This is a genomic window from Streptosporangium carneum, assembly GCF_027922005.1.
GTDB lineage: Bacteria > Actinomycetota > Actinomycetes > Streptosporangiales > Streptosporangiaceae > Streptosporangium > Streptosporangium carneum.
The window spans coordinates 17849-32735 of sequence record NZ_BSEV01000035.1 but is presented as its reverse complement, the minus strand read 5'-3'; the positions used below and the strand labels follow the sequence as shown (position 1 = coordinate 32735).

16 protein-coding genes are annotated in these 14887 nt (G+C 70.2%); 12 read left to right on the top strand and 4 right to left on the bottom strand.

The window, feature by feature from the left end; translation table 11 throughout:
• Positions 1-95: 95 nt before the first annotated feature.
• Entirely contained in the window at positions 96-1304 is a 1209-nt protein-coding gene (locus tag PKF00_RS39620; protein ID WP_271222897.1) for a cytochrome P450 family protein, read from the bottom strand.
• Positions 1305-1510: 206 nt separating this feature from the next.
• Entirely contained in the window at positions 1511-2413 is a 903-nt protein-coding gene (locus tag PKF00_RS39615; RefSeq protein WP_271222896.1) for a peptidylprolyl isomerase, read from the bottom strand.
• A 210-nt stretch (positions 2414-2623) separates the two neighbouring features.
• Between PKF00_RS39615 and PKF00_RS39610 the strand changes: the two genes are divergently transcribed.
• The 8 genes from PKF00_RS39610 to PKF00_RS39575 all read left to right on the top strand — a co-directional run bounded on the left by PKF00_RS39610 (position 2624) and on the right by PKF00_RS39575 (position 10885).
• Entirely contained in the window at positions 2624-3085 is a 462-nt protein-coding gene (locus tag PKF00_RS39610; RefSeq protein WP_271222895.1) for a hypothetical protein, read from the top strand.
• A 70-nt stretch (positions 3086-3155) separates the two neighbouring features.
• The gene (locus PKF00_RS39605) at positions 3156-4466 is read left to right on the top strand and encodes a replication-associated recombination protein A (RefSeq protein ID WP_271222894.1); all 1311 of its coding nucleotides are present in this window, start codon (positions 3156-3158) and stop codon (positions 4464-4466) included.
• A gap of 161 nt (positions 4467-4627) precedes the next feature.
• A complete protein-coding gene (locus PKF00_RS39600; protein WP_271222893.1) occupies positions 4628-5020 on the top strand; it encodes a DUF948 domain-containing protein in 393 nt (130 codons plus the stop codon).
• A complete protein-coding gene (locus tag PKF00_RS39595; protein ID WP_271222892.1) occupies positions 5017-5271 on the top strand; it encodes a hypothetical protein in 255 nt (84 codons plus the stop codon). The genes PKF00_RS39600 and PKF00_RS39595 overlap by 4 nt, the downstream gene beginning before the upstream one ends.
• Position 5272: 1 nt before the next feature.
• Positions 5273-7945, top strand: a complete 2673-nt coding sequence (gene alaS, locus PKF00_RS39590) for an alanine--tRNA ligase (protein WP_271222891.1) — start codon at positions 5273-5275, stop codon at positions 7943-7945.
• Between the two features lie 55 nt (positions 7946-8000).
• Positions 8001-8498 (top strand): Holliday junction resolvase RuvX, encoded by a 498-nt coding sequence (gene ruvX / locus PKF00_RS39585; RefSeq protein WP_271222944.1) that lies wholly within the window; start codon positions 8001-8003, stop codon positions 8496-8498.
• 426 nt (positions 8499-8924) lie between these two features.
• Entirely contained in the window at positions 8925-10061 is a 1137-nt protein-coding gene (mltG, locus tag PKF00_RS39580; RefSeq protein ID WP_271222890.1) for an endolytic transglycosylase MltG, read from the top strand.
• Positions 10061-10885 (top strand): shikimate dehydrogenase, encoded by an 825-nt coding sequence (locus tag PKF00_RS39575; RefSeq protein ID WP_271222889.1) that lies wholly within the window; start codon positions 10061-10063, stop codon positions 10883-10885. Before mltG ends, PKF00_RS39575 begins: the two co-directional genes overlap by 1 nt.
• On the opposite strand, the gene PKF00_RS39570 is transcribed toward PKF00_RS39575, so the two are convergent.
• Complete coding sequence (locus PKF00_RS39570; RefSeq protein WP_271222888.1) at positions 10860-11831, bottom strand: hypothetical protein; 972 nt, start codon at positions 11829-11831, stop codon at positions 10860-10862. The genes PKF00_RS39575 and PKF00_RS39570 overlap by 26 nt on opposite strands.
• A complete protein-coding gene (locus PKF00_RS39565; protein WP_271222887.1) occupies positions 11828-12193 on the bottom strand; it encodes a PadR family transcriptional regulator in 366 nt (121 codons plus the stop codon). Before PKF00_RS39565 ends, PKF00_RS39570 begins: the two co-directional genes overlap by 4 nt.
• Before the next feature lie 131 nt (positions 12194-12324).
• Here PKF00_RS39565 and infC point away from each other — a divergent pair, with 131 nt between their 5' ends.
• The 4 genes from infC to PKF00_RS39545 all read left to right on the top strand — a co-directional run bounded on the left by infC (position 12325) and on the right by PKF00_RS39545 (position 14825).
• Entirely contained in the window at positions 12325-13203 is an 879-nt protein-coding gene (gene infC, locus PKF00_RS39560; protein ID WP_271222886.1) for a translation initiation factor IF-3, read from the top strand.
• Between the two features lie 130 nt (positions 13204-13333).
• Complete coding sequence (gene rpmI, locus PKF00_RS39555) at positions 13334-13528, top strand: 50S ribosomal protein L35 (RefSeq protein ID WP_184716514.1); 195 nt, start codon at positions 13334-13336, stop codon at positions 13526-13528.
• A 24-nt stretch (positions 13529-13552) separates the two neighbouring features.
• Complete coding sequence (gene rplT, locus PKF00_RS39550; RefSeq protein ID WP_012892552.1) at positions 13553-13936, top strand: 50S ribosomal protein L20; 384 nt, start codon at positions 13553-13555, stop codon at positions 13934-13936.
• Positions 13937-14009: 73 nt separating this feature from the next.
• A complete protein-coding gene (locus tag PKF00_RS39545; protein WP_271222885.1) occupies positions 14010-14825 on the top strand; it encodes a TrmH family RNA methyltransferase in 816 nt (271 codons plus the stop codon).
• Positions 14826-14887 lie beyond the last annotated feature (62 nt).

The window sequence follows — 14887 nt, the reverse complement described above, 5'->3', positions numbered from 1 at the left end:
CGGGGGACGGGCGTGCAGGCGGAGGCCTGAGCGACACCCACGCGGCCCCCGGGACACCGTCCCGGGGGCCGCGCCACGCACGGGCCCGAAGAGCCCTAGAAGCGGACCGGCAGCGAGCGCAGCCCGCGGACCAGCGAGCCGTGCCGGTGCCAGACGACCTCGCCGGGCGGGCAGGCGAGCCGGACGCCCGGCAGACGGCCCAGCAGCGTTCCGAAGGCGATCTGGGCCTCGAGCCTGGCCAGCGGCGCCCCCAGGCAGAAGTGGATGCCGTGGCCGAACGCCACATGACGGTTGTCCGTCCGTGCGATGTCCAGGGTGTCGGGGGCGTCGAAGGCCTCGGGGTCGCGGCCTGCCGCGCCGAGGGAGATGTGGACCAGCGCGCCCCTGGGGACGGGGACGCCCGCGATCTCGAGGTCCTCGGCGGCGAAGCGGAACGTGGCCCGCTCGACGGGGCCGTCGTAGCGCAGGAGCTCCTCGACCGCCGACGGCAGCAGCTCCGGACTGTCGAGCAGCAGCCGCAGCTGGCCGGGGTTGTTCAGCAGCGCGAGCATGCCGTTGCCGATCAGGTTCACCGTGGTCTCGTGCCCGGCGATCAGCAGCAGCGTGAGGGTGGCGAGCAGTTCCTGGTCGTCGAGCAGCTCGTCGTCGTCACGGGCGGCGACCAGCGCGCTGATCAGGTCGTCCCGCGGCGCGGCGCGGCGTTCGGCGATGATCTCGGAGAAGTAGGCCCGGATGGCGAGGTTCACCTCCTGGCGGCGCCTGACCTGCCCCTCGTCGAGCGCCGGGCTGACCAGCGTGCCGGACCAGTCGCGGAAGGTGTCGCGGTCCTGTGAGGGCACGCCGAGCAGTTCGCAGATCACGGTGATCGGCAGGGGGAAGGCGAAGTCGTCGATCAGGTCGGCCTCGCCCCTGGCGGCCATCGCGTCGACGAGTTCGTCGGTGATCTCCTGTATCCGGGGACGCAGGCCCTCGACCCGCCGGGGGGTGAAGGCCTTGGAGACCAGGCGGCGCAGCCGGGTGTGGTCCGGGGGATCGCTGTTGAGCAGGTTGTGGGCGAGCGCCGGATTGCTGGACATGACGCGCTCGCGGAACCGCTCGGGGGCCATGGCGATGCTCTTGGCGAGCCGGGGGTCGTTGAGCGCGGGACGGCCGTGCTCGTGGTCGATCACAAGGAAGGCGGCCATGCCGGGCGGGAAGTCGACCGCGTGGACCGGGCCGCTCCTCCTGAGCTCGGCGTAGGCGGCGTAGGGGTTCCTGCTGAACTCCGGGTCCAGCAGGAACTCGAAAGACAGCTTCTCCGGCATGGGCGCCCCTCGGTGAGATGGATCATGAGTCCTTCTCCCCAGTCTGGCTCCGGAGATCGTCGAGTGCTTCGCCGTGCGCGGGACCGCGGGCGTCCGCGCCGCCGTACGGGCTCGGGCCGGGAGTCGCGGGGAGTCCGGCGGAAAAGGGAACGCCGGGGCGGTCGGCCGACCGCCCCGGCGTTCGCGGGGAATCTCTCCGGGAGCCTCTAGGAGAGCCGCACGTCCTTGATGATCACCGGGATCTTGGGGGCGTTCGAGCCGCCGTCACCGGTGATGTCGTCGGGATTGGTGATCCATCCGCCCTGGTAGACCTTCTCGAGGATGTCCATGCCCTTGGAGACGACGCCGAACGGCGTGTAGTCCGGCTGCAGCTGGTTGGTCTCGTCCGACAGCGAGATCCAGAACTGGCTGCCGTTCTGGTTGGAGGCCTCCGCCGCCTGGGCCAGCGCGACCGTTCCCTTGCTGTACGCCATGCCGCCGAGGTTCTCGTCGTTGAAGACGTATCCCGAGCTGCCCTGGCCGTCGGTGGGGTTCTTGCCGTCGGCCTTGGCCTGCGGGTCGCCGCACTGCAGCAGCCCGAGCCCGGAGTTCTCCGGGGTGGCGAGGCGGTGGCACTTGGTGTTGTCGAAGAAGTTCTTCCTGGCGAGGAAGGCGAAGGAGTTCACCGCGCAGGGGGCCTGGGCCGTTGCGAGGTCGATCACGATGTCACCGTGGTTGGTGGTGATCGTCATCGTCTTGAGCTTCAGGTTGGGCTTGGCGGGCGGCATGCCCACGAACTTCGCCGGGCTGCCGCTGGTGTCCTTGCGGTAGGAGCAGGTCAGCTTGGCCAGTTCGGCCGCGGAGGGCTGCGACGGCGTCGGTGACGGCTGCTGCAGACCGGTGGTCCCCGAGGGGTCCGGAGCCGGTGAGCTGGTGGCGGAGACGTTCTTGGTGTTGGCGTTTCCGCCGAGAAGCGTGGTGGCGGCGAACAGGCCTCCGCCGACGACGACCACCGCGATGGCAGCTCCGATGAAGACGTTCCGCTTCGGCTTGGTTGCCTGCTCGGCACGCTGGGCCTGTCGCTCTTTGTGCTCCCGAGCCAGCTGGCTCTGGCGGTCCTCACCGCTCACCGCTACGTCCTCCAGGATTACCGTTTCATGACTATCAACTGGGCGAAAGCGTACCGGCCTCGGCGTGTGCTGGATGTAAGTGACAGAATCCGCCGGATGGGACAGGAGGGAAACACGCGGGTGACCTGGCACGCTCCAGGTGGCGTTCGCGGTGAGAATTCCTGTTCGACGTTGAGAATCCGATGAGCCGCGCACGACCGGAGCCGCCGTATGTTCGATGAGATCCTGGGCCTGCCCTCCCACCCCCTGATCATCCATGCCGCCGTGGTCCTGACGCCGCTGCTGGCGGTACTGGCCGCCGTGTACGCCCTGGCCGCGCGGACGCGTCCCATGCTCGCCTGGGCGGTGGCGCCGCTCGCGGTGATCGTTCCCGTGGCGGTGTTCGCGGCCAGGCAGAGCGGCGAGGCGCTCCTGCACGGACGCTTCTCCTCGGTCGACGGGCAGCTCGGTCAGCGCATCGCCGAGCACGAGAGCTTCGCGACCCCGCTGCTGCTCGGCGCCCTCGCCCTGGGCCTGGTCTCGCTGGGGCTCGTCTACGTCTCGCGCGCCGACCGTTTCCCCAAGCCGGTCGGGACGGCCCTGTCGGCGCTCACCGTGATCCTGGCCGTCGTCGCCGGCTACTACGTGCTGCGTGCGGGCCACAGCGGTGCCGTGGCCGTCTGGGGGAGCTGAGCCCCAGGCGGACGCCTCACGGCCGGACACCGTGGATCCGGGCCGCGGACGCCGAGGGTACTGTCTGATCGTGGACAGCCTGTTCGACTCGGCCGCTGAAGAGGCCCATCGCGGTCATGAGCCCCTGGCGGTGCGGATGCGCCCGCGTGGTCTGGACGAGGTGATCGGCCAGCGTCACCTCCTGGGGCCCGGCACGCCGCTGCGCAGGCTCGTCGAGGCGGAGGCCCCGATGTCACTGTTCCTGTGGGGGCCGCCCGGCACCGGCAAGACCACCCTGGCCTACGTGGTCGCGGGCGTCACCAAGCGCCGCTTCGTCGAGGTCTCCGCGGTGTCCGCGGGCGTCAAGGAGGTCCGCGCGGCCATCGAGCAGGCCCGCCGTGAGCTGGGCATGTCAGGGCGTCAGACGGTGCTGTTCGTGGACGAGGTGCACCGCTTCAACAAGGCCCAGCAGGACGCCCTGCTGCCCGCGGTCGAGAACCGCTGGGTCACCTTCATCGGGGCCACGACGGAGAACCCGTTCTTCTCCGTCATCTCGCCGCTGCTGTCCCGCTCGCTGCTGCTGACGCTGGAGTCGCTGTCCGAGGACGACATCCGCGGCGTGCTGGAGCGCGCCGTGGCCGACCCCCGGGGCCTGGACGGGAAGGCGCGGCTCGCGCCCGAGGCCGCCGAGCACCTCGTACGGCTGGCCGGGGGAGACGCCCGCAGGTCCCTCACCTACCTGGAGGCCGCCGCGCTGATCTCCGACGGGGAGATCACCGTCGAGGCGGTCGAGCGCGCGGTCGACAAGGCGGCCGTCCGCTACGACCGCCAGGGCGACCAGCACTACGACGTGATCAGCGGCTTCATCAAGAGCATGCGGGGCTCCGACGCCGACGCCGCGCTGCACTACCTGGCACGCATGATCGAGGCGGGGGAGGACCCCCGGTTCATCGCCCGCAGGATCGTCATCTTCGCCTCGGAGGACGTCGGCATGGCCGACCCCACGTGCCTGCAGGTCGCGGTGGCCGCGGCGCAGGCGGTCGAGTTCATCGGCCTGCCCGAGGGGCGGCTGAACCTCGCCCAGGCCGTCATCCACTGCGCGCTCGCCCCCAAGTCCAACGCGGTGATCACCGCCATCGGCGCGGCCGCCGAGGACGTACGGCGCGGCAACATCGGCCATGTCCCCGACCACCTGCGCGACGCGCACTATCCGGGAGCCCGCAAGCTCGGCCACGGCAAGGGCTACAAGTACCCCCACGACTTCGAGCACGGCCTGGTGCGCCAGGACTACGCCCCGGCGGAGCTCAGGGACCGCCGCTACTACCAGCCGACCCGGCACGGCGCGGAGGCCGCTTTCGCCGACCGCTGGTCCAGGATCCGCGCCTTCCTGCGCGGCCAATAGCCTGGGACCGCGCGGCCGACGGCCCGGGTTCGGGTGGCCGGCGGCCCCGCGCGGGCCGGAGCAGGACGGATGGCCTGCCGTGACACGGTATGCCGGGGAAGCGGCGCGAGAAGCGGTAGGGTCTTGCCTGTTCCAGCCGGGTCAACTGAGGAGATCGGCGCATGCTTACCGCAGGAGAGGTCGCCGGGCTGATCGTCGCGATGGCCTGGGCGATCCTTGTCTGCTTCCTGGCCGTCGCCCTGGTCAAGCTGGCCAGGCTGCTCACCGAGACCACCAAGATGGTCTCCGAGCTGGGCGAACGCGTCGTGCCGCTGCTGGAGGACGTCACCGCCACCGTTGGCGAGACCAACCGCCAGCTGGTCGCGGTCGAAGCCATCGCCCGGGACGTCAAGCAGGTCAGCGGGCATGCCGCCAAGGTCAGCGACGTCACCCAGACCCTGGTCACCGGGCCGCTGATCAAGCTCGCCGCGCTCAGCCACGGTGTCAGGCAGGCTCTTTCCTCCCGCAGGCAGGGCAGGCGGGCTCCCCGGGTGCTCGAGGGGCGGCGGCGATGATCCGCAGGCTCTTCTACATCTCCCTGGGCGCGTTCGGCGCGGTCTGGACGATGCGTAAGCTGCAGTCACTGCATCCGAACCACATGGCCCGCCGCGCGGCGCGCGGTGCGGCCGGGGTCCTGGAGCAGGTGCGCGACTTCGCGGGCGACGCCCTGGACGGCGCGGCCCAGCGGGAAACCGAGTTGCGCTCGAGGTTCGGACTCGACACTGTTGAAAACACCCATAACTACCACGTAAAGGATGGCCGCTGACATGGAGTCGGCAGAGATCGCCCGCCGCTTCCTGCGCTTCTTCGAGGAGCGTGGGCACACCGTCGTGCCCTCGGCCAGCCTCATCGCCGAGGACCCGACGCTGCTCCTGGTCCCCGCGGGCATGGTGCCGTTCAAGCCCTACTTCCTGGGTCAGCAGAAACCGCCGTACAACCGGGCCGCCAGCGTCCAGAAGTGCGTGCGCACCCCTGACATCGACGAGGTCGGCAAGACCACCAGGCACGCCACGTTCTTCCAGATGCTCGGCAACTTCTCCTTCGGCGACTACTTCAAGGAGCAGGCGATCCCGCTCGCGTGGGAGCTGCTGACCAAGCCGGAGTCCGAGGGCGGGTTCGGCTTCCCGGAGGAGCGGCTCTGGGTCACCGTCTACCACGACGACGACGAGTCCTTCGACATCTGGCACAAGAAGGTCGGCGTCCCCGTCGAGCGCATCCAGCGCCGCGGCATGGCCGACAACTACTGGTCGATGGGCGTGCCGGGACCGTGCGGCCCCTGCACCGAGATCTACTACGACCGCGGGCCCGAGTACGGCCGCGACGGCGGGCCGATCGCGGACGAGAACCGCTACCTCGAGGTGTGGAACAACGTCTTCATGCAGTTCGAGCGCGGTGCGGGCGGCGGCAAGGAGGACTACCCGATCCTCGGCGAGCTGCCCGCCAAGAACGTCGACACCGGCATGGGCCTGGAGCGCATGGCGGCGATCCTGCAGGGCGTCGACAACATCTACGAGATCGACACCACCTACAAGATCCTCGACCGGGCCGCCGAGCTCACCAGGACGCGCTACGGCCGTGACGAGCGCGCCGACGTCTCGCTGCGCGTCGTGGCCGACCACGTCCGCACCGGCGTGATGCTCGTCGCCGACGGCGTGCTGCCCTCCAACGAGGGCCGGGGCTACGTGCTGCGGCGCATCCTGCGCCGTGCCATCCGCAACCTGCGGCTGCTGGGCTCCGGCGAGCAGCGCTACATGCACGAGCTGACCGCGGTGACCATCGACGTGATGGGTGAGCTGTACCCCGAGCTCAAGGCCGACGCCCCGCAGATCCACGGCGTCATCGACGCCGAGGAGGCCTCCTTCCTCGGCACTCTGCGCACCGGCACCGCGATCTTCGACGCGGCCGTCGAGGAGGTCAAGCGCAAGGGGCAGGGCACGCTCGCCGGCGACCAGGCCTTCCAGCTCCACGACACCTACGGCTTCCCGATCGACCTGACCCTGGAGATGGCCTCCGAGCAGGGCCTCAAGGTCGACGAAGAGGGCTTCCGCCGCTTGATGAAGAAGCAGCGCGAGATGGCCAAGGCCGACGCCGCCGCCAAGAAGACCGGCAACGCCGACATCTCGGTCTTCGGCCAGATCCTGGAGAAGACCGGCAGGGTCGAGTTCCTCGGCTACGACCACGTGACCGCCGAGTCCGAGGTCATCGGCCTTCTCGTCGACGGGCTTCCGGTCCCCGCCGCCGGCGCGGGCTCCTCCGTCGAGGTCGTGCTGAGCCGTACGCCGTTCTACGCCGAGGGCGGCGGCCAGCTCGCCGACCAGGGCGTCATCCGCACCGGAGAGGCCGAGGTCGAGATCGTCGACGTGCAGTCCCCGGTCGCGGGCGTCGTCGTGCATCGCGGCAAGGTCCGCGGCGGCGAGATCCGGGTCGGCGACCAGGCCCAGGCCGAGATCGACGTCGAGCGTCGCCGCGCCATCTCCCGCAGCCACACCGCGACCCACCTCGTGCACCGGGGCTTCCGCAACGCGCTGGGCGAGACGGCCGCGCAGGCGGGCTCGGAGAACTCGCCGGGCCGCTTCCGCTTCGACTTCACCGCGGCGGGCGCCGTCCCCCCCAGCGTGCTGCGCGACGTCGAGGACGAGGTCAACGCCGTCCTGATCAACGACCTCAAGGTCAACGCCTTCCACACCTCCCAGGCCGAGGCCAGGGCGATGGGCGCGCTGGCGCTGTTCGGCGAGAAGTACGGCGAGACCGTCCGCATCGTCGAGGTCGGCGACTACTCCCGTGAGCTCTGCGGCGGCACCCACGTCGCGAACTCCGGCCAGCTCGGCCTGGTCAAGGTGCTGGGCGAGGCCTCGATCGGCGCGGGCGTGCGCCGGGTCGAGGCCCTGGTCGGGCTGGACGCCTTCCGCTTCCTGGCCCGTGAGAGCGTGCTCGTCGCCCAGCTCTCCGAGCAGCTCAAGGCCCGCAGGGAGGAGCTGCCCGAGCGGATCGAGGGCATCGTCACCCGGCTGCGCACCGCGGAGAAGGAGCTGGAGCGGCTGCGTTCGGCCCAGGTTCTCGCCCTGGCGGGTGAGATGGCCGCCGGGGCCCGTGACCTGGACGGAGTCTCGGTCGTGACGCACCGCGCGCCTGATGGAACCTCTCCCGACGATCTGCGTAAGCTCGCCCTTGACGTGCGTGGCAGGTTCCCGAGCGACCGCGCCGCGGTCGTCGTCGTCGCGGGTGTTCCCGCCGACCGGCCGGTCGTCGTCGCCGTGGTCAACGAGGCGGGACGCGAGCGCGGGCTGAAGGCCGGCAGGCTCGTCGGCGTGGCGGCCAAGGCGCTCGGCGGCGGCGGAGGCGGCAAGGACGACGTCGCCCAGGGCGGCGGTGTCCGTCCCGAGGCGATCGGCGACGCGCTGGGCGCCGTCGAGCAGGCGATCGGCCAGACGCTCGTCTGAGCGGTCGACGACGCCTTGCGAGTCGGACACGGCTCGCAAGGCGGAGGCAATGATGATGAGAAGCGGCATTCGACTTGGCGTCGACGTCGGCTCGGTCCGCATCGGCGTGGCTCGCAGCGATCCCTCCGGATTGCTGGCCACGCCGGTGGAGACCGTACGGCGCGGCAGGGGCGACCTGGACCGGCTCGCGGAGATCGCGGCCGAGTACGAGGTCGTCGAGATCGTGGTCGGCCTGCCCACCTCGCTGTCCGGGCGTGAGGGACAGGCGGCCGAGGCGGCACGCGAGTTCGCCGTCCGTCTCTCGTCGCGGGTCGTTCCCGTCCCGGTGTGTCTTTTCGACGAGCGGCTGACCACGGTCACCGCCCAGCAGGGCCTGCGGGCCAGCGGGGTCAAGGCCAGGAACCAGCGCGGCGTGGTCGACCAGGCGGCGGCCGTCGTGCTGCTCCAGGCGGCCCTGGACAGTGAGCGCGCCACCGGCAGGCCGCCGGGCAGGCCCGTCGAGCCGCCGGGAGGGCCGTCCGGCGGGGAGCCGAGCGGTGGGACCGTGCGGTGAGCCGCTCGCGGTCGAGGGGCGCGGGGGTGAGGCCTCCGTACGTCGTCTGTCCGAGGTTGGGTCCGCCGCTCGGATCTGCGGAAAATCCCGAGGAGAAGGCACTGAGAGCTGTCCAGCGGCCAGGTCAAGGTGATTGGCTATGGTTTGTCGCCATGGATCCGGAGCATAGAATCACGAAATTCACTGACAAAGAGAGTGAGTTTGTGAGATACCGGGAACAGCTGAACAGATACCTCGGGACGCGTTGATGTCCGGCGGAATACCCCCCGTTTCGCGGCATGCGGCGGTCCACATCGATGGCTCGCGCGAAGGCGCCAGGCGAACCGCGGTGTCGGCTCCGGGGTCCCCCCTCGGTTTGGCAGACCCGCTTGACGCCAGGCCGTCCCTACCGGGAGATTGGCCAGCGCATCTATGAACGGGCTCGATATGGACTTTCTGGTCGGCGCCGAGGACGACGACGGGTCACGGCGCGGCTCCCGCGCGCCCTCGGGGCGACGCGGCCGCCGCCGCAGACGGCGCCGCAACCGGGGAGGGTTCCTCGCCCCGATGCTCGCGGTCATCGTCCTGCTGGGCGGCATAGGCGCGGCGGGCTTCTACGGCTACACCTGGCTGCGCGGTGTGATGACCCCCGAGGACTACACCGGCGAGGGCGCCGGCGAGGTCGTCGTGGAGATCAAGGACGGGCAGACCGCCTCCGACGTCGCGCAGACCCTGGAGAAGCAGGGCGTGGTCAAGAGCGCCAGGACCTTCACCGGCGCCGTCGCCGACGCGGGCAAGAGCTCCTCGCTGCAGCCCGGCGAGTACCGCATGCGCAAGCAGATGTCCGCGGCGGCGGCCGTCAAGCTGCTCGACCCGACCCTGCGGCTGCTGGAGCGGGTGACCCTCAAGGAGGGCCTGCGCCTGTCGGACACCCTGACGACGCTCGCGAAGGAGACGGGCAAGCCGCTCAAGGACTTCCAGCAGGCCTCCAAGAACGTCAAGGCGCTCGGCCTGCCCGGCTACGCCAAGGGCCGCCTGGAGGGCTACGCCTTCCCCGCCACCTACGACATCACCCCCAAGATGACCGCGGCGGACATCCTGACCGCGATGGTCGACCGCTTCAACCAGACCGCGGAGAAGGACGGGCTGAAGTCGGCGGCCAAGGGCCTCGGTCACACGCCCCACGAGATCATGACGATCGCCAGCATCGTCCAGGCCGAGTCCGGCAACCTCCAGGACATGCCGAAGGTGGCCCGCGTCATCTACAACCGTCTCGACACCAACCGCAAGCTCGAGATGGACAGCACGGTGATGTACGGGCTGAACAAGTACGGCATCTCCGCCACCAACGAGGACCTGCAGAGCAAGTCGCCCTACAACACCTACATGCACACGGGCCTGCCTCCCGGCCCCATCGCCAACCCCGGCGACCACGCCATCCAGGCGGCGCTCAACCCGGCGAAGGGCGCCTGGGTCTGGTTCGTGACCACGGATCCGAAGCGGGGCATCACCAAGTTCGCCTCCACCGAGGCGGAGTTCCTCCGGCTGAAGGCGGAGTTCGAGAAGAACCGCGGGAGCGGATGATGAAGGCGGCGGTTCTCGGATCTCCCATCGCCCACTCCCTCTCGCCGCACCTGCACCGTGCCGCGTACGAGGGGCTCGGCCTGTACGACTGGCAGTACGAGGCGTTCGAGTGCGACGAGGCGGGGCTGGCGGGCCTGGTCGACGGGCTCGGGCCGGAGTGGGCGGGCCTGTCGCTGACCATGCCGCTCAAGCGCGCCGTGCTGCCGCTGCTCGACACGGTCTCCGACCTGGCGGTCCAGGTCGGCGGGGCCAACACCGTGATCTTCTCGGAGGGCGGCCGCCACGGGGACAACACCGACGTCCACGGCATCGTCCAGGCGATCGCCGAGGCCGGGATCGCGCCGCCCTCGAGCGCGACGATCCTCGGCGGGGGAGCGACGGCCGCCTCGACGCTGGCGGCCCTGCGCGAGCTCGGCCTGTCCGAGGTCAACCTGGTGGTCCGCGACCAGGCCAGGGCAGGGGAGACCGCCGAGGTCGCCGAGCGGCTGGGCACCACCCTGTCGCTGCGGACCTTCGACAAGCTGGAGACGGTCCTGGACGTGGACCTGCTCGTCTCGACCCTGCCCGCGGGAGCCGCCGACGGCTTCGCCGGCCTGGCGGCCGGGGTCCCCGCTCTCTTCGACGTGGTCTACGCCCCGTGGCCGACCCGTCTGGCGTCGGCCGTCTCGGACGGGGGCGGCGTCGTGATCGGCGGCTTCCCGATGCTGCTGCACCAGGCGGTCCGGCAGGTCGAGATGATGACCGGCCGGACCGACGTGCCGGTCGAGGCGATGCGCGCGGCGGGCAAGGCCGAGATCGTCAGGCGAGCGGCTCCGGGTAGCTGACCGTCCCCGAGCCGTACGGCCGGAAGCCCTGCCTGGCCACGACGAAGATGACGGCGGCGACCAGCACCCGCACGCCCAGCGGGAACCAGTCGGAGTCGTACGGGCCGCCCAGCGGCACACCCTGGTAGATCACCGCGAGCGGCGGAAGCAGGAGCGCCAGGACGCGGCGGCCCGTCGGGGTGCGGCTGGCGGCTCCGCAGGCCATGCAGAGCAGTGCCGTCACGGCCATCCCGTCAGGCATGACCTCGGGGGTCAGGAAGTACTCCAGAGCGCCGACCACGTTCAGCGTCAGGACCGCCGTCACGACCCAGCGCAGGAGCTTTCCGCGGCCGATCAGCGTCGCTCCCTCCGCCGGACGGGGCGCGAGCGTCAGCAGGAGCGCGACGATCACGGCGGGCAGCACGTCGAAGGCCGTGGCGAGGGAGACGAAGGGGAAGTCCAGCGGCAGGGAGGTCGCGCTCTGCCCGGGAGAGACGCTCGGGTCCATGCGGAACCTCACGCTCATCACCGTGTTCACGACCACCCAGATCCACGCGCAGGCCGCGGCGCTCCACCGCATGCCACGCAGGGCCAGGCCGATCGTCAGGAACTGGGGGAGCGCGAGGGAGAGCGGCAGCAGCGTGTAGGAGACAGGCAGCGCGCCAGAGACCCAGAGCGCCATGCCCCACACGCCGAGTTCGGTGACCAGGAAGTACAGCGGCGCGACGATCGCGGCGATGTTCAGCGCGTCGCGCCAGTACGTCGCGCTTCCCGGGCCGAAGGCGTGCCGGAGGCGGATCTGGAGTCCGCCCCTGACGACGTCGAGCACGTCACCCGGGTCGGGGTGACGTCGCCCCGCCTCCGTCCGGGCGAGCATCACCCCCACCATCTCCTCCCCGTGCCGTGCCCGGTGCTCCCTGGGGTAGAAGACGAGCAGCCTGCGGTAGCGGTCCTCCAGTGCGCTCATGCCTCACCCCCGGTGAGGCGGAGCAGGAACGCCCCGCCGGCGAGCCGGACGCGCAGCCGGGCCGACGCCGCCTCCGCGTGCCTGCGCAGCCGTTCCGCCTCGGTGGCCAGACGCGTGCTCCCCTCCTCGGTCAGCCGGTAGTAGCGCCGTACGCGGCCGTCCACGATCTCCTCGCGGTCGGCGGCGACGAGGCCCTCCGATTCCAGGCGGTCGAAGGCGGCGTACAGCGTGCCGGCCCGCAGCCGCACCCGGCCGCCGGAGATCTCCTGGACGTCGGTGATCACCCCGTAGCCGTGCTGGGGACCCGCGGCCAGGGCCGTGAGGATCAGGAACGTGGGTTCCTGCATCGATCGTTCACTCATACGATCTTTATATATCGACCATCGGCATATTGGGCAACGGGTTGCGGAAAAGTGGCTCCGAGGGGATGGTCTCCGGGATGATTCGGTGGGTGTCCGTGGTTGTGGTAGTGTGATTACTCGATCGGTCCGGCATGCCTGCTGGACGCGCAAGCGGAGGTTCACCTCCCACCTGGTCGACCGCGAGGTCGGCAGGTCCAGGATCACAGCCGGATGACTCCGGGGAGTTCGCGGTTTCGAAACCGACGGACTCATGTGGCCCCGCATGCGCGACGTGCGGGGCATTTCGCGCTTCTCGACCTGGAAACGGCCTGCGTTCCGCGACCTCCCGGCACGATCGAGTATGTGCAAAGCCGCCTGCAAGGACGGCGGCGGATCGCAACCTAGGAGGCCCCATCAGCGCCGAGCCCCGCATCAACGACCGTATTCGCGTCCCCGAGGTCCGCCTCGTCGGCCCGAACGGCGAACAGGTTGGCATCGTCTCGATCGGCGATGCTCTGAAGCTGGCTCAGGAAGCCGACCTCGACCTCGTCGAGGTCGCGGCTACGGCTCGCCCGCCCGTGTGCAAGCTCATGGACTACGGCAAGTTCAAGTACGAGTCCGCGATGAAGGCACGCGAGGCGCGGCGCAACCAGGCGTACACGATCATCAAGGAGATCAAGCTCCGGCCGAAGATCGACCCGCACGACTACGAGACCAAGAAGGGTCACGTGGTGCGGTTCCTCAAGGCGGGAGACAAGGTCAAGGTCACGATCATGTTCCGCGGGCGTGAGCAGTCCCGGCCCGAGCTGGGGTTCCGGCTCCTGCAGCGGCTGGCGGAGGACGTCACGGAGCTGGGCTTCGTCGAGTCCCAGCCCAAGCAGGACGGTCGTAACATGATCATGGTGATCGGGCCGCACAAGAAGAAGGCTGAGGCCAAGGCCGAGAAGGCGGCGGCCAAGGCGCGGCGTGACGAGGACACCCCGGGAAGCAGCGAGCCGGTCGAGGACCAGGTGGCCGCTCCGCAGGAGTGACTCGCATAGCCTGAACCGTCAGGTAGTCGCGAGATGAAGCCGAGACCGGGTCCGGTCTCGCAGTCAGGCATGCCCTTGACTCGGGTTACCGGCCCGGGACATCGGCACGATCGAGGGAGAGACGGCTGAGATGCCGAAGATGAAGACGCACAGCGGTGCGAAGAAGCGGTTCCGGCTCACCGGCTCCGGCAAGATCAAGCGCCGCCGCGCCAACCGCGCGCACTACAACGAGTGGAAGTCGTCCAAGCTGACGCGTCGTCTCAAGCCCGAGGTCGTGCTCTCTGACGCCGACGCCAAGAAGATCAAGAAGCTGCTCGCTAAGTAACGGCCCCCGGGGAGATAGATACACATGGCACGCGTGAAGCGGGCGATCAACGCCAAGAAGAAGCGCAAGGTCGTTCTCGAGCGGGCGAAGGGCTACCGGGGGCAGCGCTCCAGGCTGTACCGCAAGGCCAAGGAGCAGATGCTCCACTCGATGACCTACGCCTACCGCGACCGCAAGGACCGCAAGGGCACCTTCCGCCGTCTGTGGATTCAGCGCATCAACGCCGCTGCCCGCCAGAACGGCATCACCTACAACCGTCTCATCCAGGGTCTGCGCCTGGCCTCCATCGAGGTCGACCGCAAGATCCTCGCCGACCTCGCGGTCAACGACGCCGCCACGTTCGCGACGCTGGTCGAGGCCGCCAAGAAGGCGCTGCCGGCCGACGTGAACGCGCCGGTCGCCGGCTGAATCCGGCACTGACGAACATGCGGCCCACAGCGATCACGCTGTGGGCCGCATTCGCATTTCTTTGGGGACGGGCATGGCGGGATCTGAGCTGACCAACATCAAGTCGCCGAGGGTCAAGGCGGCGCGGCGGCTGACCAAACGGGCCTTCAGGGATCGTGACCGGTCCTTCCTGGCCGAGGGGCCGCAGGCGGTCCGCGAGGCGCTGGAGCTGGGCGGCGTCGTGACCGAGCTGTTCGCCACCGCCGAGGCGGAGCTGCGGCACGCCGAGATCGTCGCCGCCGCGGCGGCGGCCGGGGTGCCCCTGCACCGGGCCAGCGGCGAGGTCATGGCGGAGCTGGCCCAGACCGTCACCCCCCAGGGGTTGCTGGCGGTGTGCCGGTTCGTGCACGTCCCCCTCGACACCGCCGTCACCGCCGACGCCAGGCTGGTGGCGGTGCTCGCCCACGTCCGCGACCCCGGCAACGCCGGAACCGTGCTGCGCACCGCGGACGCGGCCGGCGCCGACGCGGTGGTCTTCACCGACGCCTCCGTCGACCCCTACAACGGCAAGTGCGTGCGGGCCAGCGCGGGAAGCCTCTTCCATCTGCCCGTCGTCACCGGCACGCCGGTCACGCAGGCCGTACGGAGGCTCAAGGACTCGGGCCTGCGGGTGCTCGCCGCGGACGGCGCGGGAACGCGGACGCTGGACGACGTGGACCTGTCGGGGCCGACCGCCTGGATCTTCGGCAACGAGGCCTGGGGCCTGCCCGAGGAGATCCTGCGGGAGGCCGACGAGGTGGTCAGGGTGCCGATCTACGGACGGGCGGAGAGCCTCAACCTCGCGACCGCCGCCGCGGTGTGTCTGTACGCATCTGCCCGGTCTCAGCGCACCCGTCCCCTGGACGGGTGACGCCCCCCGGCCCGAGGCTGCCGGAGAACCCGGGAAACCCGCTATTGTCGGCGTTGTAGCGT

Bases quoted from the DNA above. Each gene is read 5' to 3' on its own strand.
- PKF00_RS39610 (WP_271222895.1), top strand. From the start codon at position 2,624: ATGTTCGATGAGATCCTGGGCCTGCCCTCCCACCCCCTGATCATCCAT.
- alaS (WP_271222891.1), top strand. From the start codon at position 5,273: ATGGAGTCGGCAGAGATCGCCCGCCGCTTCCTGCGCTTCTTCGAGGAG.
- rplT (WP_012892552.1), top strand. From the start codon at position 13,553: ATGGCACGCGTGAAGCGGGCGATCAACGCCAAGAAGAAGCGCAAGGTC.
- PKF00_RS39545 (WP_271222885.1), top strand. From the start codon at position 14,010: ATGGCGGGATCTGAGCTGACCAACATCAAGTCGCCGAGGGTCAAGGCG.
- PKF00_RS39575 (WP_271222889.1), top strand. From the start codon at position 10,061: ATGAAGGCGGCGGTTCTCGGATCTCCCATCGCCCACTCCCTCTCGCCG.
- mltG (WP_271222890.1), top strand. From the start codon at position 8,925: ATGGACTTTCTGGTCGGCGCCGAGGACGACGACGGGTCACGGCGCGGC.
- PKF00_RS39600 (WP_271222893.1), top strand. From the start codon at position 4,628: ATGCTTACCGCAGGAGAGGTCGCCGGGCTGATCGTCGCGATGGCCTGG.
- PKF00_RS39565 (WP_271222887.1), bottom strand. From the start codon at position 12,193: ATGAGTGAACGATCGATGCAGGAACCCACGTTCCTGATCCTCACGGCC.
- PKF00_RS39620 (WP_271222897.1), bottom strand. From the start codon at position 1,304: ATGCCGGAGAAGCTGTCTTTCGAGTTCCTGCTGGACCCGGAGTTCAGC.
- PKF00_RS39595 (WP_271222892.1), top strand. From the start codon at position 5,017: ATGATCCGCAGGCTCTTCTACATCTCCCTGGGCGCGTTCGGCGCGGTC.
- infC (WP_271222886.1), top strand. From the start codon at position 12,325: ATGCCTGCTGGACGCGCAAGCGGAGGTTCACCTCCCACCTGGTCGACC.
- PKF00_RS39570 (WP_271222888.1), bottom strand. From the start codon at position 11,831: ATGAGCGCACTGGAGGACCGCTACCGCAGGCTGCTCGTCTTCTACCCC.
- rpmI (WP_184716514.1), top strand. From the start codon at position 13,334: ATGCCGAAGATGAAGACGCACAGCGGTGCGAAGAAGCGGTTCCGGCTC.
- ruvX (WP_271222944.1), top strand. From the start codon at position 8,001: ATGAGAAGCGGCATTCGACTTGGCGTCGACGTCGGCTCGGTCCGCATC.